Origin of the sequence: Pectobacterium nicotianae, from assembly GCF_023272715.1 — a bacterium.
GTDB lineage: Bacteria > Pseudomonadota > Gammaproteobacteria > Enterobacterales > Enterobacteriaceae > Pectobacterium > Pectobacterium brasiliense.
Window position 1 is genome coordinate 608,974 of record NZ_CP096821.1, and the last position, 19,536, is coordinate 628,509.

The window sequence follows — 19,536 nt, forward strand, 5'->3', positions numbered from 1 at the left end:
CCCGCGATCCCAGCTATCCGGCGATTTGCCATGGCCGATCTGAGACGTAGGCCCGCGTGATGAATTTCAGAATCGGTTTGCGGATCGGCATATCGTTGTCTGGCATGATGTGCCACACTGGATCTGCCCGATAGGATAGGGGTATCGATACGATGAAGGATGCCGATAGCAAGTTCGATAACGGATGAGGTTAATGCAGGTGAGAAAAGCGGGTCATTGGTGGTACGCCGTTTCGGCGATATGTCTGGCTGGGATTTCCGGCCATGCGCTGGCGGATTCTCTGGACGAACAGCGTCAGCGCTATCAGCAGGTTAAGCAAGCATGGGACAGCAACCAGATGGACACGGTCGCGCAGCTGATGCCGACGCTGCGCAGTTACCCACTTTATCCTTATCTTGAATACCGTTCGCTCACGCAGGATCTGAGTCAGGTCAGCGCGACGCAGGTGAAGCAGTTTATGGCAACGCACCCGACGTTGCCGCCCGCCCGTAACCTGACGACCAGCTTTGTGAATGAGCTGGCGCGTCGTCAGGACTGGATTGGGCTGCTGGCATTTAGCCCTCAGCCGCCGAAGCCGGTCAGCGCTCGCTGTAACTTTTATTACGCCCAGTGGGCAACCGGTCAGCGCCAGGGCGTGTGGGAAGCCACGCGGGATATCTGGCTGACAGGGCGTTCGCTCCCTACCGTGTGCGATAAACTCTTCTCCGTCTGGCAGCAGGCCGGCGAACAGACGCCGCTGACGACGCTGGAACGCGCGCGTCTGGCGATGGACGAAGGCAGCAGCAGTCTGGTGAGCTATCTCATCAAGCAGTTACCCGACGATTATAAAACGATGGGCGATGCGCTGCTGAAACTCCAGAACGATCCGAATTCGCTGGAGAGCTTCGCCCGTACCGTCGGACCGACGGATTTTACGCGTAAAGTCACGCTCTCGGCCTTTACGCGCACGGCGCGTCAGGATGCTGATAATGCCCGTTCGATGCTGCCAGTCATTGCCCGTTTGCAGAAAATGAGCGCGGCAGAACGTCAGGGGATGGAAGAAACCATTGCCTGGCGTTTGATGGGCAACGATGCCACGCCAGAACAGGCACAGTGGCGGGATGGCGTGGTGCGGCAGAGCACGTCGACCACGTTGCTGGAACGCCGCGTACGTATGGCGCTGGGAGCCGGCGATCGTCAGGGGCTAACGAGCTGGATGGCGCGTTTACCCGCAGATGCCTTACAGAAAGACGAATGGCGCTACTGGCGTGCGGTGGTGCTGTTGGATCAGGGCAAACGGCAGGAAGGCGAGACGCTATTACGCAGCCTGATGCAGGAACGCGGGTTCTATCCGATGGCGGCGGCGCAGAAACTGAACGAGCGCTATCCCATGACTATCATGGCGGCGGTGAAACCAGATCCTTCTTTGTCTCAGCTACCGGAAATTACCCGAGTGCGGGAGTTGATGTTCTGGCAGATGGATAATCTGGCGCGCAGCGAATGGGTCGGGCTGGTGGCGAATCGCAGCAAACCGCAGCAGGAAGCCCTGGCTCGCTATGCGTTTGAACAGCGCTGGGCGGATTTGAGCGTTCAGGCGACGATTGTCGCGAAGCTGTGGGATCATCTGGAAGAGCGTTTCCCGCTGGCCTGGAACGATGAATTCCGCCGTGAAACACAGGGGAAAGGCATCAGCCAGAGCTATGCAATGGCGATTGCTCGTCAGGAAAGCGCCTGGAACCCGAAAGCGCGTTCTCCGGTTGGTGCATCGGGCCTGATGCAGTTGATGCCCGCGACGGCGCAGCATACGGCCAAAATGAGTAATATCACGTTCTATACGAACAGCAGCCAACTGTTCGATCCCGAAACCAATATCCTGTTGGGAACGAACTACCTGGAGTACGTGTACCAGACATTCGGCCGTAACCGCATTCTGTCTTCCGCGGCTTACAATGCCGGGCCGTCGCGCGTGAATACCTGGCTAAGGAACAGCGCTGGGCGCATCGATCCCGTTGCGTTTATCGAAAGTATTCCGTTCTCGGAAACACGGGGTTACGTGAAAAATGTGCTGGCGTATGACGTCTTCTATCGCTATTTCCTTAATCAGCCAGCCAGTGTGCTGACGGATGCGGAATGGCAGCGGCGTTATTGAGACGTGGCGTTGCGCTCGTTGCCTGAAATTGTGTTATGCTGCCGTACTAGTTAAATAGTATGGCAGCCCGTTATGACTCCGTTATCGCTTATCGACCCGGCACTTTCTGAACAAGACAATGAGCATTGGTTACGCTTTGTCGCGCTATTGCAGCAGTCTATTGCGGAGGATCTTCAATTGCCGCTGCTTCAACTCCTGCTGACGCCGGATGAGCGTACAGCGTTAGGAACGCGGGTGCGAATTATACAGGAGCTAATGCGGGGTGAAATGAGCCAGCGTGAGCTGAAAAGCGAGTTAGGTGCGGGAATTGCGACGATTACGCGCGGTTCAAACAGTCTGAAAGCCGCGCCCCCCGCGTTAAAAAGCTGGCTGGAAGCGCAGTTGCTGTCGGCAGATAAGCCGTTGAGTGATGACGCGTAGCCGTTACGGTTTTGCTGCCTGAACGGGAATCTGATAGATCGGATTATGGAACGGCACCAGTGCCAGCAGCAGCGCCTGATGGTACACGCTGGTGCGTGACAATTTGCCGTCGGTAAAGACGCCGATGGCACCACCTTTATGTTTGATATTCTGAACGCCCGTCAAACGCTCCATTTCATCGCCTAATTCCCGCCCTTCACGGATACCATGTAATATACTTTCTGGAAGAACCAGGCTTGCAGAACGTGATTCGCCACGCAGGTGGGCGTTTTCGATCACCATCCAGGCGAACGTCATGCTTTCTTCAATGCCTGCTTCGACACCGACCCAAAAATCGGCTTCTGGTCGCACCTGGCGTGCCATCATGACGCGGTTTCTTGCGCCCGTACGGGTTTCGAGAGAGCCGAGAGGCTGACGTGGGACGCCACTGTCGACGTCAACGCCTTCGATGCGGCAGTTTTCTGCACCAAAGACATCGGTGAATGCCAGAGTAATAGCCTTAATCTTTGCCGGGTTGGTAGTTGCAGCAACAACGTGATACATAACAGTTTCGTACCTTTAGTTAATTTGACGCAGTATAACGGAAAATAACCATGTTACAGGTATATCTTGTTCGCCACGGCGAAACAGAATGGAATGTGGCTCGACGTATTCAAGGTCAATCGGACAGTGCGCTGACGCCAAGAGGTGAGCAACAGGCACAGCAAGTTGCTGGACGAATCAGGACGTTAGGGATTACGCATATTTTTACCAGCGATCTCGGAAGAACGCGTCAGACGACAGAAATCATCGCTAAATCTTGTGGTGATTGCCAGATAATCCTGGAGCCCGGGTTACGTGAATTGAACATGGGCGTCTTAGAAGCCCGCGATTTGGATTCGCTGACCGCCGAGGAAGAAAAATGGCGTAAAGGGCTGGTGGATGGCACGCCCGATGGCCGCATCCCAGAAGGCGAGTCGATGGTCGATGTGGCATTGCGCATGCACGGCGTTCTGGAACGTTGTCTGGCGTTGCCCGCGGGAAGTCGTCCTTTGCTGGTTAGCCACGGTATGGCGCTGGGATGCCTGCTGAGTACGGTTCTGGGGTTACCCGCATCGGCCGAACGGCGACTGCGCCTACGCAACTGCTCCCTGTCGCGCATCGATTATCAGCAAAGCCCGTGGCTGGCACCGGGATGGGTGGTGGAAACGGCCGGAGATATTTCGCATTTGGATATTCCGGCACTGGATGAGTTACAGCGCTGAGAGCGGTTCTGGATGTTGGATGGGGATAAAATACTCGCAGCGGATGATGTCGGGTATTTCCCCGTCTGCATCGCGACTAGGGTGAAAACGCTCGGCGTCGAACCCTTTACGGCGCGTGAGCTGGAAGGTCGGCAGGCAGGTGTCATACAGGCTGATAATAAAATCCTGTAGCTCGTCTGTCGGGCCGTCAAACACGAACATCGCGTAGTCGCCGCCCGGTAGTGTGATGGGTTCGCCCGTGTGGATATCATCAGGCAGATACTGCGGCTCCAGCGCGGTGGTGTAGAGCACTGCGTGCTCGTCGTCTTTCTCTTTACTCGGCTGTGAATGATGTAGCCCGTACAGCACCGGTGGGACGCTGCGGGTTTCTCCCAAAAACTGACGCCAATAGTGGACGCGAATTTCCGTACGGAAATTACAAATCTGTTCCAGGCGACAGGTATAGGTTTGCGTTAGCCCAAGCAACTGCGTTTCTGGCAGGGTGACAAACTGCGGCTGTGGCAGGGTAAACGCACCAAGCCGGATCGGCGGACGAATGCCGAAAGTGTTCCAGTTATCGGAACGACGATAGGACGCTGGCGTTTGTGCAAACTGTTTTTTGAACGCGCGGGTAAAAGTCTGTTGTGAATCAAAACGGTATTGCAGGGCAATATCAAGGATAGGGCGACTGGTCAAACAGAGTGCAACCGCCGCTTTGGTCAATCTCCGCGCTCGGATATATGAACCAATGGCATGGCCCGTCACATCTTTGAACATTCTTTGCAGATGCCACTTGGAATAACCCGCTTTCGCCGCCACATTATCGAGTGACAGCGGCTGGTCGAGATGGCTTTCCAGCCAGTTAAGCAAGTCACGTATGATACCGGCTTGATCCATAATCTTCCTCATCAAACACATTGAGCGCGAGCGTATTGAGATCCCGCATCATAGCAATATTTTCACTTTGGTACTGCCGAAGATTTTTGAAAATGTTCCGCAGGTAATTTGGATAAGGAGGGAGATTATAGCGGTTTATTTTGCTCATCCCCTTTTTAATTGTGGTTATTAACCGTTTGTTATGAATTGTCACAGGACCTGGAATATGAACATAAAGCGCATCATGGGAGCGGGTCTGCTATTGCTGTCCACCGCTGGCGTTGTCAGTGCGGAAGAAGTGGGATCTGTCGATACGGCCTTTAAACTGCTGGGGCCGGATCATAAGATCGTAGTGGAAGCGTTTGACGATCCGGATGTATCAAACGTGACCTGCTACATTAGCCGAGCCAAAACGGGCGGAATCAAAGGCGGGTTAGGGCTGGCGGAAGACACGTCGGACGCTGCCATTTCCTGTCAGCAGGTTGGGCCGATTACGCTGTCCGATAAAATCAAAAACGGCGGCGATCGCGGATCTGTTGTGTTCCAGAAAAGAACATCGCTGGTTTTTAAGAAATTGCAGGTTGTTCGATTTTACGATCAAAAGCGCAATTCGCTGATCTATCTTGCTTACTCCGATCGTTTAGTCGATGGATCGCCGAAGAATGCGTTAAGCGCAGTGCCGGTTATGCCGTGGGGAAAGAGTGAATAACGTGCGGTAAGAAGGGAAAACAGCCGGAACAGAAGCTTGCTCCGGCTGAGGGGAATTAATTTTCCAGATCGCCGCAGAAGCGGTAGCCTTCACCGTGGATCGTCGCGATGATTTCCGGTGTATCGGCTGTAGATTCAAAGTGCTTGCGGATACGACGGATGGTGACGTCAACGGTACGGTCGTGCGGCTTAAGCTCACGGCCCGTCATTTTCTTCAGCAGTTCTGCACGGGACTGAATCTTGCCCGGATTTTCGCAGAAGTGCAGCATGGCGCGGAATTCACTGCGTGGCAGCTTGTATTGTTCACCAGCCGGGCTAATCAGAGAACGGCTATTGATGTCCAGTTCCCAGCCGTTGAAGCGATAGCTTTCCACCAGACGACGCTCTTCCGTGCCGCTGCCCAGATTCATGGTGCGTGACAGCAGGTTACGTGCGCGGATCGTCAGTTCACGTGGGTTGAACGGTTTGGTGATGTAGTCATCCGCACCGATTTCCAGACCGAGGATCTTATCGACTTCATTGTCGCGGCCGGTGAGGAACATCAAGGCAACGGTGGCTTGCTCGCGCAATTCACGTGCCAGCAACAGGCCGTTCTTTCCTGGCAGGTTGATGTCCATGATCACCAGATTGATGTCGTTCTCGGACAAAATGTGGTGCATTTCTGCGCCATCAGTGGCTTCGTGAACAACGTATCCTTCCGCCTCAAAAATGCTTTTGAGGGTATTACGAGTTACTAGCTCGTCTTCAACAATAAGAATGTGCGGCGTCTGCATGTTTGCTACCTAAAATTGCCAACTTAAATTATAGAAATCGGAAGTACAGAAGTCGCTGTCATACCCTGCTGGCCCGCTGGCTACAACGCCAGTTATTCCGGGTATTTCCCTGGAGCTTATCGAGGTAGACTACGCTCTCGCTCAACGTCAGACTCAAGTACGTAAATGCGTTACTGGTGTTCATTCTCTACCCGCTTAGAGGTACTGCTAGCGGATGAGCGTGGCGCTAATTTAACTGCGCTCAAAGTGGCGCACAGTTTAACCTTATTAACAGCAACATAACAGTAAGCACAGATTTTGCCTGCTGATAAATCTACGGTTCTGTTGACATATATCAAATTTCATTTTAGCACGTTAACTATTTTGTGATAAACACTTATAGGATTGCCAGTTTACGTCACAATTTAGCACTTTTTATGAACGATTTAGCATAGCAAATGCCAATAATCATAATTGGCGCTACACAGTCGCTGGTAGTTTTATAACTTATTGAAATAAAATAATTTACCTTATTTTTCTTAGGGTTTTATCTTCCCGCCCATTTTTTGGACTCACCGATGTTTCCTATCTAAGGCTGTGTTGATGCCGGAAATGTTGTTGATTTATTGTTAACTTTTCACCGTGATACTCAACAAATTGTCGCTATCAATAAATCGTAGTCATCAATAAATTGTTATCGATTACAAGGTCGTGTTGTTTGGCGAGCAGATGAACTATTGCCAAAACGCATGTAACCCATACTGAGGAGCCTATGCAGTTTCATATTATTTTGGTTGAGCCCGCTCGGGCTGAAAATGTCGGGGCGGCCGCTCGTGCGATGAAAACGATGGGGTTCAGCAGCTTGCGTATTGTCGGTAGCACGGCACATCAGGAGCCAGCGGCTCGCTGGGTGGCGCACGGTTCGGGGGATATTCTGGATAACGTACAGACGTTTTCCACGCTGGCCGAAGCGCTGGCAGATGTCGATTTTACGGTCGCGACCACCGCGCGCAGCCGGGCTAAATATCACTATTACTGCACGCCAGCGGAACTGACTGGTGTATTGCAGGAGAAGGTTCAATGGATGGCGTCTGCGGCGCTGGTGTTTGGTCGGGAAGATGTTGGCCTGACGAATGAAGAGCTCGAACTGGCGGATGTGCTGACTGGCGTGCCGATGAAAGCGGATTATCCCTCGCTGAATCTTGGTCAGGCGGTGATGGTGTACTGTTATCAACTGGCTGAATTCATGCAGGTCAAACCGGAAGCGACACAGCCAGCGGTGGCGGGGCAGTTATCGGCGCTGCGCGATCGTATGGAACGGCTTTTGGTTACTCTGGCGGTTGAGGACGATGAAAAACTGCGAGACTGGCTGCATCAGCGGCTGGGTCGTTTAGAACAACGCGATACGGCGATGCTCCATCGGTTGCTACACGACATTGAAAAAAGATTGCCGAAATAAGATAGCAGAGATGGCTTTTTTGGCAGTCGAACATCTTGAGTCACGTATTTTGACAACGGTTTGTCCGGCTTATTCCTGTTTAGGCAGTGGGTTGAGCGGCAGGAATTTTTCCTTCGGCGAGAAGAAAAAAAAGAAATCCGTTGACTTCAAAGGGCGATTGGCCTAACTAATAGGGCAGATAACTCTACTTCTAATGAGATTCGATTTTAACATGCGCACTATCAGCCTGATCACCACGATTATTACCATCACCGATACAACCAGTAACGGTGCGGGCTGACGCATATAAAGATTCCAGAAAAAGCCCGCACCGAACAGTGCGGGCTTTTTTTTTATGGCAGGTTATCCCTCAACGCCGTCTGTAAGCGGCATACAAAAAACGCTTCCGGCGTTTGGTTGGCAGAAATTCAGGAGAACAGATAAAAATGCGAGTGTTGAAATTTGGCGGGACTTCAGTAGCGAATGCGGAGCGTTTTGCACGCGTTGCCGACATTATCGAGAACAACGCGCGCCAGGGACAGGTGGCTACCGTATTGTCCGCTCCGGCGAAAATTACCAACCATCTGGTTGCCATGATTGAGAAAACCGTCGCCGGACAAGATATCCTGCCTCATTTAAACGACGCTGAAACGATCTTTTCTTCGCTGCTGCAAGGCCTTGCCGCGTCTCAACCCGGCTTTGACCATGCCCGCCTGAAGGCATTCGTGGATCAGGAATTTGCACAGCTGAAACACGTTCTGCACGGCATCGCGCTGCTGGGTCAGTGCCCTGATAGCGTGAACGCTGCGATCATCTGCCGAGGTGAAAAACTGTCTATCGCCATCATGGAAGCGGTCTTTCAGGCGCGCGGCTATGGGGTCTCCGTTATCAACCCGGTAGAGAAGCTGCTGGCGCAGGGACACTATCTTGAATCCACCGTGGATATCACGGAGTCGACTCGCCGCATCGCTGAAAGCGCCATCCCGAAAGATCATGTGATCCTGATGGCAGGCTTTACTGCCGGCAACGACAAAGGGGAACTGGTCGTGCTGGGCCGCAACGGTTCTGACTATTCCGCTGCGGTACTGGCTGCGTGTTTACGTGCCAACTGTTGTGAGATCTGGACCGATGTGGACGGCGTTTATACCTGCGATCCGCGTCAGGTGCCGGACGCTCGATTATTGAAATCGATGTCCTATCAGGAGGCGATGGAGCTGTCCTATTTCGGCGCCAAAGTCCTCCACCCTCGCACCATTGCTCCTATCGCCCAGTTCCAAATTCCCTGCCTCATCAAAAACACCGAAAATCCTCAGGCTCCCGGCACGCTCATCGGCATGGACAGCACGGATACGCAGTATCCGGTGAAAGGCATTACCAACCTGAACAACATGGCGATGATTAACGTCTCCGGCCCAGGCATGAAAGGTATGGTCGGCATGGCCGCGCGCGTGTTTGCCGCGATGTCACGTGCAGGTATTTCTGTTGTTCTGATTACGCAGTCATCTTCCGAATACAGCATCAGCTTCTGCGTATCGCAAAACGAGCTGGCGCGTGCCAGAAAAACGCTGGAAGACGAATTCTATCTGGAACTGAAAGAAGGCGTGCTGGAACCGCTGGATGTGATGGAGCGTCTGGCCATCATCTCTGTGGTGGGCGATGGCATGCGTACGCTGCGCGGTCTGTCTGCTCGTCTGTTCTCGGCATTGGCGACGGCAAATATCAATATCGTGGCTATCGCGCAGGGCTCCTCCGAGCGTTCTATCTCCGTCGTGGTGAATAACGATGTCGCCACCACTGGCGTACGTGTTGCCCACCAGATGTTGTTTAACACCGATCAGGTGATCGACGTGTTTGTGATCGGCGTCGGCGGCGTGGGTGGCGCACTGCTGGATCAGATCCACCGCCAGCAGCCGTGGCTGAAAGACAAGCATATCGACCTGCGCGTGTGTGGGATCGCCAATTCCAAAGCGATGCTGACCAATATTAACGGTATCTCGATGGAAAACTGGCATGAAGAGCTGGGTAAAGCCCGCGAACCGTTTAATCTGGGCCGTCTGATCCGTCTGGTTAAAGAGTACCATCTGCTGAACCCGGTGATCGTTGACTGTACGTCGAATCAGGCCGTGGCCGATCAGTACGTGGATTTCCTGGCCGACGGTTTCCATGTCGTGACGCCAAACAAGAAAGCCAACACGGGGTCGATGAATTACTATCACCAACTGCGTAGCGCTGCGGCGAAATCCCGTCGTCGTTTCCTGTATGACACCAACGTCGGTGCAGGCCTGCCGGTGATTGAGAACCTGCAAAATTTGCTGAATGCGGGTGATGAGCTGATTCGCTTTACCGGAATTCTTTCTGGTTCGCTGTCCTTTATTTTCGGTAAACTCGATGAAGGCATGTCGTTGTCGGAAGCGACCACACAGGCGAAAGAAAAAGGCTATACCGAGCCCGATCCGCGTGACGATCTGTCCGGTATGGACGTGGCGCGTAAACTGCTGATTCTGGCGCGTGAAGCGGGTTATCAGCTGGAGCTGGGCGATATTGAGGTGGAATCTGTTCTGCCTGCCAGCTTCGATGCCTCCGGCGATGTTGCCAGCTTCATGCAGCGCCTGCCGTCGGCAGACGATGAGTTTTCCAGCCGTGTTGCACAAGCGCGTGATGAAGGTAAAGTGTTGCGCTATGTCGGCGTGATTGAAGAAGGTCGCTGTAAGGTCAAAATCAGTGCTGTTGGCGGCAACGATCCGCTGTTTAAAGTCAAAGATGGCGAGAATGCGCTGGCATTCTACAGCCGTTATTATCAGCCACTGCCGCTCGTGTTGCGCGGTTATGGCGCGGGTAACGATGTTACCGCTGCTGGTGTGTTCGCAGATCTGCTGCGCACCTTGTCATGGAAGTTGGGAGCATAATTATGGTTAAGGTGTATGCACCTGCATCAATCGGTAACGTCAGCGTCGGGTTTGATGTGCTGGGTGCGGCCGTCTCGCCGGTAGACGGTTCACTGCTGGGGGATTGCGTCTCTGTTGAGGCCGCAGATCTGTTCAGCCTGCGTAATGAAGGGCGTTTTGTTAGCAAGCTGCCGGACAACCCGAAAGAAAACATTGTGTATCAATGTTGGGAACTGTTCTGTCAGGAAATTGGCAAAACCGTGCCAGTAGCGATGACGCTCGAAAAGAACATGCCGATTGGTTCGGGGCTCGGTTCCAGCGCTTGTTCTGTCGTCGCTGGGCTGATGGCGATGAACGAATTTTGCGGCAAGCCGCTGGATGATACCCGTCTGCTGACGCTGATGGGTGAGCTGGAAGGGCGCATTTCCGGCAGCGTTCACTACGATAACGTTGCCCCGTGTTTCCTCGGTGGCGTCCAACTGATGCTGGAAGAGAACGGCATCATCAGCCAGCCCGTGCCGTCGTTCGATGATTGGCTGTGGGTCATGGCGTATCCGGGGATTAAAGTCTCTACTGCTGAAGCGCGCGCGATTCTGCCTGCGCAATATCGTCGTCAGGATTGCATTAGCCACGGCCGTTATCTGGCCGGTTTTATCCACGCTTGCCATACCGGACAGGCTGAGCTGGCGGCGAAACTGATGAAGGATGTCATCGCGGAACCTTATCGTACGAAACTGCTGCCCGGCTTTGCGGCCGCTCGTCAGGCTGCTGAAGATATCGGGGCGCTGGCCTGCGGTATTTCCGGCTCTGGCCCAACGTTATTCTCCGTCTGCAACGACATGGCAAGCGCACAGCGCTTAGCCGACTGGCTGCGGGATAACTATTTGCAGAACGATGAAGGTTTTGTTCATATTTGCCGTCTTGATACGACTGGCGCACGACAACTGGGATAACGCATGAAACTGTACAACCTTAAAGATCATAACGAGCAGGTCAGTTTTGCTCAGGCTATCAAGCAAGGGCTGGGTAGCCAGCAAGGGCTGTTCTTCCCGCTGGAACTGCCGGAATTTGAGCGCACCGAAATTGATGCACTGCTGGATCTGGATTTCGTTACTCGCAGCAGCCGTATTCTGTCTGCGTACATTGGCGATGAGATCGCGGCTGAAACCGTGTTCGAGCGCGTAAAAGCTGCCTTTGCGTTCCCGGCACCCGTTGCGCCAGTTGCGGAAGACATTGCTGCGCTGGAGCTGTTCCACGGTCCGACGCTGGCCTTTAAAGACTTCGGCGGCCGCTTTATGGCGCAAATGCTGACGGAAGTGTCTGGCGACGAGAAAATCACTATTCTGACGGCGACCTCTGGCGACACCGGTGCCGCTGTGGCGCACGCCTTTTACGGTCTGGAAAATGTCCGCGTCGTGATTTTGTATCCGCAGGGCAAGATCAGCCCGTTGCAGGAAAAACTGTTCTGTACGCTGGGTGGCAATATTCACACCATCGCTATCGACAGCGATTTCGATGCCTGTCAGGCGTTGGTGAAAAAGGCGTTTGATGATGAAGAACTGAAAAAGGCGATTGGCCTGAACTCAGCGAACTCCATCAACATTAGCCGTCTGCTGGCGCAGATTTGCTACTACTTTGAAGCCGTTGCACAGCTGCCGCAAGAAGCCCGTAACCAGCTAGTGGTTTCTGTACCAAGTGGTAACTTCGGCGATCTGACTGCCGGTCTGCTGGCGAAATCGCTGGGTCTGCCGATTAAGCGCTTCATCGCAGCGACCAACGCCAATGACACCGTGCCGCGTTTCCTAAGCAGCGGAAATTGGGAACCGAATAAAACGGTGGCAACGTTATCCAACGCGATGGACGTAAGCCAGCCGAACAACTGGCCGCGCGTGGAAGAGCTGTTCCGTCGTAAGAACTGGCAGTTGAAAACGCTGGGCTTTGGCGCGGTGAGCGATGAGACCACGAAAGAAACCATGCATGAGCTGGATGCGTTAGGCTATCTCTCTGAGCCGCATGCGGCGATTGCTTACCGTCTGCTGCGCGATCAACTGCAAGCCGGTGAGTTTGGCCTGTTCCTGGGTACGGCGCACCCAGCGAAATTCAAGGAAAGCGTAGAAGACATTCTGGGTAAAGAACTGGATCTACCGGAAGCGCTCGCTGAGCGTGCCGATCTGGATCTGCTGTCGCACAACTTCCCGGATGATTTCGCGAAGCTGCGTGAGTTCCTGATGTCACTGCCGGAATAAATCGATTGAAAGGGCGGCGTTTTCGCCGCCTTTCTTTTTTGCCTATCGTACTATTTATACCCTAAATAATTCGAGTTGCAGGAAGGCAGCAAGAGAGTGAATCCCGATGAGCTTACTCAGGTAAGTGATTCGGGTGAATGACCGTAGCCAACGCACATGCAGCTTGAAGTATGACGGGTATATTTACTGTTCGTGGCGCTTGAACACCAGCTCGCTAGCTGAAGAGTCCGCCGCCTCGAAAAAGTAACCTTCCAGATTAAACGCTTTCAACTGCTCTGGTTGAGTCAGGCGGTTTTGAATAATGAAACGGCTCATCAGACCGCGCGCTTTCTTGGCGTAGAAGCTGATTACCTTGAACTTACCGTTTTTCTCATCCAGGAAAACGGGCTTGATCAGACGGGCATTGAGCTTTTTCGGTTTAACAGCTTTGAAATATTCGTCCGATGCTAAATTAACCAGCACATCGTCGCCTTGTTCGCGCAACGCCTGATTCAGCTTTTCAGTAATGGTGTCGCCCCAGAAACTGTAGAGATCTTTGCCGGCTTTATTTTCCAGCCTGGTGCCCATTTCCAGCCGATACGGCTGCATCAAATCCAGCGGGCGCAACACGCCATACAGGCCTGACAGCATACGCAGATGCTGTTGAGCGAAATCGAAGTCATCCTCGCTGAAATCTTCTGCGGCCAATCCGGTATAGACGTCGCCCTTAAACGCCAGCAGCGCCTGACGCGCGTTCTCCGGTGTGAAATCCGGCTGCCAATCGCTAAAGCGGCCTGCGTTCAGGTCAGCCAGCTTATCGCTGATGCTCATCAGAGAAGCGATCTGTGCCGGCGTCAGCTTTTTACACACATCAATCAACTGGCTGGAATAGTCCAGAAGTTCCGGCTGGGTATAACGCGTCGTTGCCAAAGGACTGGTGTAGTCGAGCGTTTTTGCGGGTGAAATAGTAATAAGCATGCGCCATGTCCTGTCGGTCTGGTTTCTGATGGCTCTACTATAGCAAGAACGTAGTAAGAAAACGGCGATAGCTATAATACGCCTCGTCTTTCTCGTTCTCGCGCGTTCGAGAAGGGGAAAATATGGCGTCTTATCGGCGTGTAACCGCCGTTGCAGGGGCGAGTGGGAAAAGGCCGGCTTGCACGGGAAAGTGCGCGTGTTATTATCAGATTTCGGCGCAAAACAGACGGCCACCAGATTAGATAACAAGTCGATTCATATACGAGCTATTTTCATTCACGAGCACCACGTATAAACAACGAGACATGCCAACATGACGGATAAACTGACTTCCCTACGCCAACTGACCACGGTTGTAGCTGATACCGGCGATATTGCGGCAATGAAACTGTACCAACCGCAAGATGCGACCACCAACCCTTCACTGATTCTGAATGCGGCGCAAATTCCTGAATACCGCAAGCTGATCGACGAGGCAATTGCCTGGGCGCGTGAGCAGAGCAGCGATCGCAAACAGCAGGTCGTGGATGCCACAGATAAACTGGCGGTCAATATCGGTCTCGAAATTTTAAAATTGATCCCTGGCCGTATCTCCACAGAAGTGGATGCGCGTTTGTCTTATGACACCGAAGCCAGTGTGGCGAAGGCAAAACACCTGATCAAGCTGTACAACGACGCGGGCATCAGCAACGAACGTATCCTGATTAAACTGGCTTCCACCTGGCAGGGCATCCGCGCGGCGGAGCAGCTGGAAAAAGAAGGCATCAACTGTAACCTGACGCTGCTGTTCTCTTTTGCACAGGCGCGCGCTTGTGCTGAAGCGGGCGTGTTCCTGATTTCACCGTTCGTTGGCCGTATCCTTGACTGGTACAAAGCCAATGGCGATAAGAAAGAATTCGCACCGCATGAAGATCCAGGCGTGGTTTCCGTCAGCGAAATCTACGACTACTACAAAGAGCACGGCTATGAAACCGTCGTGATGGGCGCAAGCTTCCGTAACGTCGGTGAGATTCTGGAACTGGCTGGTTGTGACCGCCTGACGATTGCACCAGCCCTGCTGAAAGAGCTGTCAGAAAGCGAAGGCGAAGTCGTTCGCAAACTGTCTTACGTCGGTGAGGTGAAAGTTCGTCCGGCGAAAATGACTGAAGCTGAGTTCTACTGGCAGCACAACCAGGATCCAATGGCGATTGATAAACTGGCCGACGGGATCCGTAAATTTGCTATCGACCAGGAAAAACTGGAAAAGATGATTGCCGATTTACTGTAAGCATTTTGCTGATGAAAATAGCCGGGATTCCCGGCTATTTTTTTGTCTGCAGTTTGGTCTCGTGGAGGGAATAGGGCTATTTCGCCGTCGCGTTACGGGTTTTCTTCGCGATATAAAGATTGTCATCGGCACGTTTCATGACCTCGCTAAGATCTTCCCCAGCGATATAGTATTCAACCAGCCCAATACTGACCGTCAGCCTGATTTTCCCCGCGGTGGTTTCACAAGGCGTGTCGCTAACGCGCTCTCTTGCTTTGTCCACGATGGTGTACGCATCCTCTAACCCGGTATTCGGTAATACGATCGCGAATTCATCGCCGCCAATCCGGCCAAAAATATCTTCACGGCGAAATGATTTCTTGAAGGTGTCAGCAACAAACTTCAACGCATCATCCCCGACGCTATGCCCAAAGCTATCATTCACCTGCTTAAAGTAGTCAATGTCGATCAGAATGACGCTAACGGGGCGCTTGGTCAGGTTAGCGATACTAAAGGCTTTATTGGCGGCCAGAAAGAACGCGTCTCGCCGTAAATAACCGGTGAGATCGTCATACCGCGCGATGATGGGCAGCTCTATCAGGTACTTTTTTGCCAGAAGTGAGAGCAAGCTGCCTAAGATCGCAGAAAGCAGCACAACGCTGAGAATGACGGCCGCGGAACCAAGGGATGTCAGTGTATAAAAAAACGTAGGAGGAGGCGTTTCTGACGTGGTTCTAATCCGGATACCCAATAATTCATCCGTAGGCGATAGCACCGGAAATATGGTAGTAAGGCTGCCTTTACCTGCATATTCACCAATTGATGGCAGTTTATTCTGGCAGACACGGATAATCGCCATATCATTAAATGTAAGCTCAGACGATGATAATCGATTAATACATTCGCTACGAACGTCGCGTGTATTGAATACCCACGTTCTCACCCGTGAAGAAATGTAGGAACCCGTTTTTCGGGTGATATCACTCTCCGTTACTTCTCCACCCGCATTATAAGACTCATATGTCTTGATGGTGATGTCCAGATTCTGCCGTTCTACTTTCCATGCGTTTCTGCTTGCTTCATGAGTAAGAAAGATAACGATAAAAAAGGAAATAAACCCAAAAAGGAAGAAGGCCGAGGTGGGGTGTGAAAATAACTTTAATATCTTATATTTAAGATCGGTCATGGCGACTTCCTTGATAGGGCTTTTTTACTTATTGTGATACTAAAGAAGTGCTTTAATTTTATCATATGATCTGATTTAACGTGATGCTCTGTCGTGGTGGATATCATCCTTTTCTCTTTAATCTATCGGCGTATTTCACCCGCTCTTAATGGGGTAGCGATCTTTTTTATTTGCCTACTATTCTTAAATTTTAATTGCGCCGCGTTATTATTAATTTAAGTCATGCCCTGACTTTTTTTGAGACGCTATTTAATAATTATTATCAAGTGTCATACCGCACTCAGCGTGAAATAACGAACATCGTGTGAATTTCCTCATGAGAGCGAATTGTTTGCTAAAAGCCGTCAATATCCTGATAAAATTGGTGTTTTGTTTAAACTGAGGTGCTTATGAACGTATTGCGTATTGGCTTGGTTTCCGTATCCGATCGTGCTTCCGGCGGGATTTATCAGGATAAAGGCATCCCAGAGCTGGAATCCTGGCTCCGCAGCGCGTTGACCACGCCTTTTGAAGTGGAAACCCGGCTGGTGCCGGATGAACAGCCGATGATTGAACAAACGCTGTGTGAACTGGTTGATGAACGCGGCTGTCATCTGGTGCTGACAACCGGGGGAACGGGGCCTGCACGTCGTGATGTCACGCCGGATGCCACGATGGCCGTTGCCGATCGAGAAATGCCGGGGTTTGGCGAACAAATGCGTCAGATCAGCCTGCGCTTTGTTCCTACCGCGATCCTTTCCCGTCAGGTGGGCGTGCTGCGTAAACAGGCGCTGATTCTTAATCTTCCAGGGCAACCCAAGTCGATTAAGGAAACGCTGGAAGGTTTAAAAGATGCAGATGGCAAGGTCGTTGTCGCCGGTATTTTTGCCAGCGTACCGTATTGTATCCAGTTGCTGGAAGGCCCTTATATTGAAACCAATGCGGATGTGGTAGCAGCTTTTCGCCCTAAAAATGCCGTGCGCGAAATAAAAAACTGAAGTTAGGCGATTTGAAACATAAGATTCAGCTTTTCTGGTGTATAAAAATTTTGCCGCTATAGTAATTTCTACTTTACACACTGCGGTGATGTTTTTTCTCACTCTGGCAATGCACGGTAACTTATGACTCAGGACCAACACGCCCATCCTCGCCGGTTGAACCGGCAGGACTATAAAACGCTGTCTCTGGCTGCGCTGGGTGGCGCGTTAGAGTTTTACGATTTTATTATTTTCGTCTTCTTTGCCGCCGTGATTGGCGATCTCTTTTTCCCACCCGATATTCCTGAATGGCTGCGGCAGGTACAGACGTTCGGTATTTTCGCCGCAGGCTATCTGGCCCGCCCGCTTGGGGGCATCATCATGGCCCACTTTGGCGACAAGAGCGGACGTAAGAAAATGTTCAGCCTGAGCATATTGCTGATGGCGTTACCGACGCTGGCAATGGGCTTGCTGCCAACCTATGAAGCTATTGGTATTGCGGCACCACTTTTACTGCTGTTAATGCGCGTGCTGCAAGGTGCCGCAATCGGTGGGGAAGTCCCCGGTGCATGGGTCTTCGTTGCGGAGCATGTGCCTCGCGCCCGTATTGGGTTTGCCTGTGGTACGTTGACTGCCGGCTTAACGATGGGGATCCTGCTGGGATCGCTGATCGCGACGCTGCTGAACACGGTGCTCACGCCAGAGCAGATGTCTGGCGGCGGCTGGCGTTTGCCGTTCTTTATTGGCGGGGTATTCGGTCTTGTCGCCATGTATCTGCGTCGCTGGTTGCAGGAAACCCCCATTTTTATGGAGATGCGTGAGCAGAAAAAGCTGGCGGAAGAGCTGCCGCTGAAATCTGTCGTCTTAAATCATAAACGCGCGGTTGTGGTTTCAATGCTGCTGACCTGGCTGCTGTCTGCGTGCATTGTCGTCGTTATTCTGATGGCACCGACCTACCTGCAAAAAGTCCACGGCATTCCTGCCGCGCTGGCATTGCAGGCGAACTGTCTGGCAACGATTGCGCTGATGGTGGGCTGCGTCGGTGCGGGGCTGCTGGTTGACCGCTTCGGTGCGAGCAAGCTGTTCATTGTGGGTAGCCTGTTGCTGGCTGCCTGTAGCTGGTTCTTTTATAGCTCGGCAGCAAGTAGTACGACGTTGCTCTTTGTCAGCTATGCGATTGTGGGGCTCAGCGTTGGTGTGGTGGGCGGCGTACCGTATGTCATGGTGCGGGCATTCCCGGCGGCAGTGCGGTTCTCCGGGATTTCTTTTTCCTACAATGTTTCCTATGCCATTTTCGGTGGCCTGACGCCCGTCTTCGTGACGCTGATTATGAAGGCGACGCCGATGGCGCCTGCCTTCTATGTTCTGACGCTGGCTGCGGTAGGGCTGCTGCTGGGGATTTATTTGCAGCGCGATCTGGATGCCGATTCGCATGCTTCGGCCGATAGCGACGCGCGCGATCGTTCGCCCGTCGAAGTTTAAGCACGCTATTATCAAAAAATAGCGCGGCATCAAAAACAAACGAGCCCTATCAATCTGACAGGGCTCGTTTGCATGGAACACAGGATTGCGTTGGTACGGGTATGGCGTCAGAACTTAGTGAGACGCGCCACGAGCACCAATTGGCAGTACGGTGCGGCCAAACTTCTCGTTCAGCACTTCAGCCATCGCCAAATAAATCGCGCTAGCGCCACAGATGATGCCTTCGTAACCCGCGAAGGTCAGCAGGGCGTGGTTGCCGGTAAAGTTGCCTACGGCCAGCAGCGCAAACAGCACGGTCAGGCTGCCGAAGACAAATTGCAGGGCGCGGTTAGTGCCGAAGGTGCCGAAGAACATAAACAGCGTGAAGACGCCCCACAGACCAAGGAACACGCCAAGGAACTGCGCGTCGCTGGCTTCCGCCAGACCCATTTTTGGCAGTACGAGAATGGCAACCAGCGTCAGCCAGAATGCGCCATAAGACGTAAATGCAGTCACGCCGAACGTATTCCCTTTTTTATATTCCAGCAGGCCAGCCAGAATCTGGGCAATACCGCCGTAGAAAATACCCATGCTGAGAATGATGGAAGAAAGTGGGAAAAAGCCTGCGTTGTGCAGGTTCAACAGAATAGTGGTCATCCCGAAGCCCATCAGTCCTAATGGACCAGGATTTGCCAACGTGTTCGTGCTCATAAATCCTCTGCAATAACAGATTATTAATAGTCCCTTCGCGTCGGGCGCGGCATTAAGGTTAGCGAGTGCGCCAATCACGTTGGGATAGGTGTCGTTTAGGTGTTATTGCCCGCCATTATGTGGGGAAATGTCCCCATTTCTGCGGCGGGCGCGGCATCATATCGGGCGTTTGGAACGGACACAACATGGGGAAGGCAGAATAGTTTGATCGTACGAGGGATAAAGGTCATTTTTTTTCATCTTCCCCCCTTGATGATAGAAATGTTGGCCCCATCTTATTTCCAACCGAAACAGTTTGACCTGCCGCAAAGGCGTGTGTCGGGCCGTTACATCGGTGGTTAGC

The 19,536-nt window shown here is 52.5% G+C and carries 18 protein-coding genes and 1 other annotated feature; of the genes, 12 read left to right on the forward strand and 6 right to left on the reverse strand.

Features of this window, described 5'->3' with window-relative positions; all coding sequences use genetic code 11:
• Nucleotides 1-193: 193 nt before the first annotated feature.
• Together sltY and trpR are read left to right on the forward strand one after the other, a co-directional pair.
• Nucleotides 194-2,128 carry a murein transglycosylase gene (gene sltY, locus MYB54_RS02715; protein ID WP_205547023.1) on the forward strand — a complete coding sequence of 645 codons (1,935 nt, stop codon included), beginning with the start codon at nt 194-196 and terminating at the stop codon, nt 2,126-2,128.
• A gap of 72 nt (nt 2,129-2,200) precedes the next feature.
• A complete protein-coding gene (trpR, locus tag MYB54_RS02720; protein WP_014916720.1) occupies nt 2,201-2,548 on the forward strand; it encodes a trp operon repressor in 348 nt (115 codons plus the stop codon).
• A gap of 3 nt (nt 2,549-2,551) precedes the next feature.
• Here trpR and yjjX read toward each other — a convergent pair whose 3' ends face one another.
• The gene (gene yjjX, locus MYB54_RS02725) at nt 2,552-3,091 is read right to left on the reverse strand and encodes an inosine/xanthosine triphosphatase (RefSeq protein ID WP_010300523.1); all 540 of its coding nucleotides are present in this window, start codon (nt 3,089-3,091) and stop codon (nt 2,552-2,554) included.
• A gap of 50 nt (nt 3,092-3,141) precedes the next feature.
• On the opposite strand from yjjX, the gene gpmB reads away from it, so the two are divergent.
• A complete protein-coding gene (gene gpmB / locus MYB54_RS02730; RefSeq protein WP_014916718.1) occupies nt 3,142-3,792 on the forward strand; it encodes a 2,3-diphosphoglycerate-dependent phosphoglycerate mutase GpmB in 651 nt (216 codons plus the stop codon).
• Here gpmB and robA read toward each other — a convergent pair.
• Nucleotides 3,781-4,668, reverse strand: a complete 888-nt coding sequence (gene robA / locus MYB54_RS02735) for an MDR efflux pump AcrAB transcriptional activator RobA (RefSeq protein ID WP_110162365.1) — start codon at nt 4,666-4,668, stop codon at nt 3,781-3,783. The two genes, gpmB and robA, sit on opposite strands and share 12 nt — an antisense overlap.
• Before the next feature lie 223 nt (nt 4,669-4,891).
• On the opposite strand from robA, the gene creA reads away from it, so the two are divergent.
• On the forward strand, nt 4,892-5,356 hold the full coding sequence (gene creA, locus MYB54_RS02740; RefSeq protein WP_371928287.1) for a protein CreA: 465 nt from the start codon (nt 4,892-4,894) through the stop codon (nt 5,354-5,356).
• A gap of 55 nt (nt 5,357-5,411) precedes the next feature.
• Here the strand turns inward: creA and arcA are convergent, their stop codons facing one another.
• Nucleotides 5,412-6,128, reverse strand: coding sequence for a two-component system response regulator ArcA (arcA, locus tag MYB54_RS02745; protein WP_010300511.1), 717 nt, complete (start codon nt 6,126-6,128; stop codon nt 5,412-5,414).
• Between the two features lie 751 nt (nt 6,129-6,879).
• On the opposite strand from arcA, the gene MYB54_RS02750 reads away from it, so the two are divergent.
• The 5 genes from MYB54_RS02750 (at nt 6,880) to thrC (ending at nt 12,676) form a co-directional block, all read left to right on the forward strand.
• On the forward strand, nt 6,880-7,566 hold the full coding sequence (locus MYB54_RS02750) for a tRNA/rRNA methyltransferase (RefSeq protein WP_248721469.1): 687 nt from the start codon (nt 6,880-6,882) through the stop codon (nt 7,564-7,566).
• 211 nt (nt 7,567-7,777) lie between these two features.
• Entirely contained in the window at nt 7,778-7,846 is a 69-nt protein-coding gene (gene thrL, locus MYB54_RS22020) for a thr operon leader peptide (RefSeq protein WP_014916714.1), read from the forward strand.
• Nucleotides 7,785-7,900 (forward strand) — a sequence feature (Thr leader region). It overlaps the preceding gene by 62 nt.
• A gap of 91 nt (nt 7,901-7,991) precedes the next feature.
• Complete coding sequence (thrA, locus tag MYB54_RS02755) at nt 7,992-10,451, forward strand: bifunctional aspartate kinase/homoserine dehydrogenase I (RefSeq protein ID WP_248721470.1); 2,460 nt, start codon at nt 7,992-7,994, stop codon at nt 10,449-10,451.
• A gap of 2 nt (nt 10,452-10,453) precedes the next feature.
• On the forward strand, nt 10,454-11,383 hold the full coding sequence (thrB, locus tag MYB54_RS02760) for a homoserine kinase (RefSeq protein ID WP_010681781.1): 930 nt from the start codon (nt 10,454-10,456) through the stop codon (nt 11,381-11,383).
• 3 nt (nt 11,384-11,386) lie between these two features.
• Nucleotides 11,387-12,676, forward strand: a complete 1,290-nt coding sequence (gene thrC / locus MYB54_RS02765) for a threonine synthase (protein WP_010681780.1) — start codon at nt 11,387-11,389, stop codon at nt 12,674-12,676.
• Nucleotides 12,677-12,859: 183 nt separating this feature from the next.
• Here thrC and yaaA read toward each other — a convergent pair whose 3' ends face one another.
• Entirely contained in the window at nt 12,860-13,633 is a 774-nt protein-coding gene (yaaA, locus tag MYB54_RS02770; protein WP_248721471.1) for a peroxide stress protein YaaA, read from the reverse strand.
• 313 nt (nt 13,634-13,946) lie between these two features.
• On the opposite strand from yaaA, the gene tal reads away from it, so the two are divergent.
• On the forward strand, nt 13,947-14,900 hold the full coding sequence (gene tal / locus MYB54_RS02775) for a transaldolase (RefSeq protein WP_010681778.1): 954 nt from the start codon (nt 13,947-13,949) through the stop codon (nt 14,898-14,900).
• A gap of 76 nt (nt 14,901-14,976) precedes the next feature.
• Here the strand turns inward: tal and MYB54_RS02780 are convergent, their stop codons facing one another.
• Nucleotides 14,977-15,738 carry a GGDEF domain-containing protein gene (locus MYB54_RS02780; RefSeq protein WP_228376633.1) on the reverse strand — a complete coding sequence of 254 codons (762 nt, stop codon included), beginning with the start codon at nt 15,736-15,738 and terminating at the stop codon, nt 14,977-14,979.
• Between the two features lie 716 nt (nt 15,739-16,454).
• Between MYB54_RS02780 and mog the strand changes: the two genes are divergently transcribed.
• Together mog and MYB54_RS02790 are read left to right on the forward strand one after the other, a co-directional pair.
• Nucleotides 16,455-17,042, forward strand: a complete 588-nt coding sequence (mog, locus tag MYB54_RS02785; RefSeq protein WP_014916710.1) for a molybdopterin adenylyltransferase — start codon at nt 16,455-16,457, stop codon at nt 17,040-17,042.
• Between the two features lie 123 nt (nt 17,043-17,165).
• Complete coding sequence (locus tag MYB54_RS02790; protein ID WP_039501556.1) at nt 17,166-18,503, forward strand: MFS transporter; 1,338 nt, start codon at nt 17,166-17,168, stop codon at nt 18,501-18,503.
• A 114-nt stretch (nt 18,504-18,617) separates the two neighbouring features.
• Here the strand turns inward: MYB54_RS02790 and satP are convergent, their stop codons facing one another.
• Nucleotides 18,618-19,193 carry an acetate uptake transporter gene (gene satP, locus MYB54_RS02795; protein WP_005973207.1) on the reverse strand — a complete coding sequence of 192 codons (576 nt, stop codon included), beginning with the start codon at nt 19,191-19,193 and terminating at the stop codon, nt 18,618-18,620.
• Between the last annotated feature and the right edge of the window lie 343 nt (nt 19,194-19,536).

Excerpts from the sequence above, each read along its gene's own strand:
- creA (WP_371928287.1), top strand. The coding sequence starts at position 4,892 with ATGGGAGCGGGTCTGCTATTGCTGTCCACCGCTGGCGTTGTCAGTGCG.
- tal (WP_010681778.1), top strand. The coding sequence starts at position 13,947 with ATGACGGATAAACTGACTTCCCTACGCCAACTGACCACGGTTGTAGCT.
- thrB (WP_010681781.1), top strand. The coding sequence starts at position 10,454 with ATGGTTAAGGTGTATGCACCTGCATCAATCGGTAACGTCAGCGTCGGG.
- MYB54_RS02750 (WP_248721469.1), top strand. The coding sequence starts at position 6,880 with ATGCAGTTTCATATTATTTTGGTTGAGCCCGCTCGGGCTGAAAATGTC.
- mog (WP_014916710.1), top strand. The coding sequence starts at position 16,455 with ATGAACGTATTGCGTATTGGCTTGGTTTCCGTATCCGATCGTGCTTCC.
- thrC (WP_010681780.1), top strand. The coding sequence starts at position 11,387 with ATGAAACTGTACAACCTTAAAGATCATAACGAGCAGGTCAGTTTTGCT.
- MYB54_RS02780 (WP_228376633.1), bottom strand. The coding sequence starts at position 15,738 with ATGGCGATTATCCGTGTCTGCCAGAATAAACTGCCATCAATTGGTGAA.
- satP (WP_005973207.1), bottom strand. The coding sequence starts at position 19,193 with ATGAGCACGAACACGTTGGCAAATCCTGGTCCATTAGGACTGATGGGC.
- robA (WP_110162365.1), bottom strand. The coding sequence starts at position 4,668 with ATGGATCAAGCCGGTATCATACGTGACTTGCTTAACTGGCTGGAAAGC.
- arcA (WP_010300511.1), bottom strand. The coding sequence starts at position 6,128 with ATGCAGACGCCGCACATTCTTATTGTTGAAGACGAGCTAGTAACTCGT.
- trpR (WP_014916720.1), top strand. The coding sequence starts at position 2,201 with ATGACTCCGTTATCGCTTATCGACCCGGCACTTTCTGAACAAGACAAT.
- yjjX (WP_010300523.1), bottom strand. The coding sequence starts at position 3,091 with ATGTATCACGTTGTTGCTGCAACTACCAACCCGGCAAAGATTAAGGCT.
- gpmB (WP_014916718.1), top strand. The coding sequence starts at position 3,142 with ATGTTACAGGTATATCTTGTTCGCCACGGCGAAACAGAATGGAATGTG.
- thrA (WP_248721470.1), top strand. The coding sequence starts at position 7,992 with ATGCGAGTGTTGAAATTTGGCGGGACTTCAGTAGCGAATGCGGAGCGT.
- yaaA (WP_248721471.1), bottom strand. The coding sequence starts at position 13,633 with ATGCTTATTACTATTTCACCCGCAAAAACGCTCGACTACACCAGTCCT.
- MYB54_RS02790 (WP_039501556.1), top strand. The coding sequence starts at position 17,166 with ATGACTCAGGACCAACACGCCCATCCTCGCCGGTTGAACCGGCAGGAC.
- sltY (WP_205547023.1), top strand. The coding sequence starts at position 194 with ATGCAGGTGAGAAAAGCGGGTCATTGGTGGTACGCCGTTTCGGCGATA.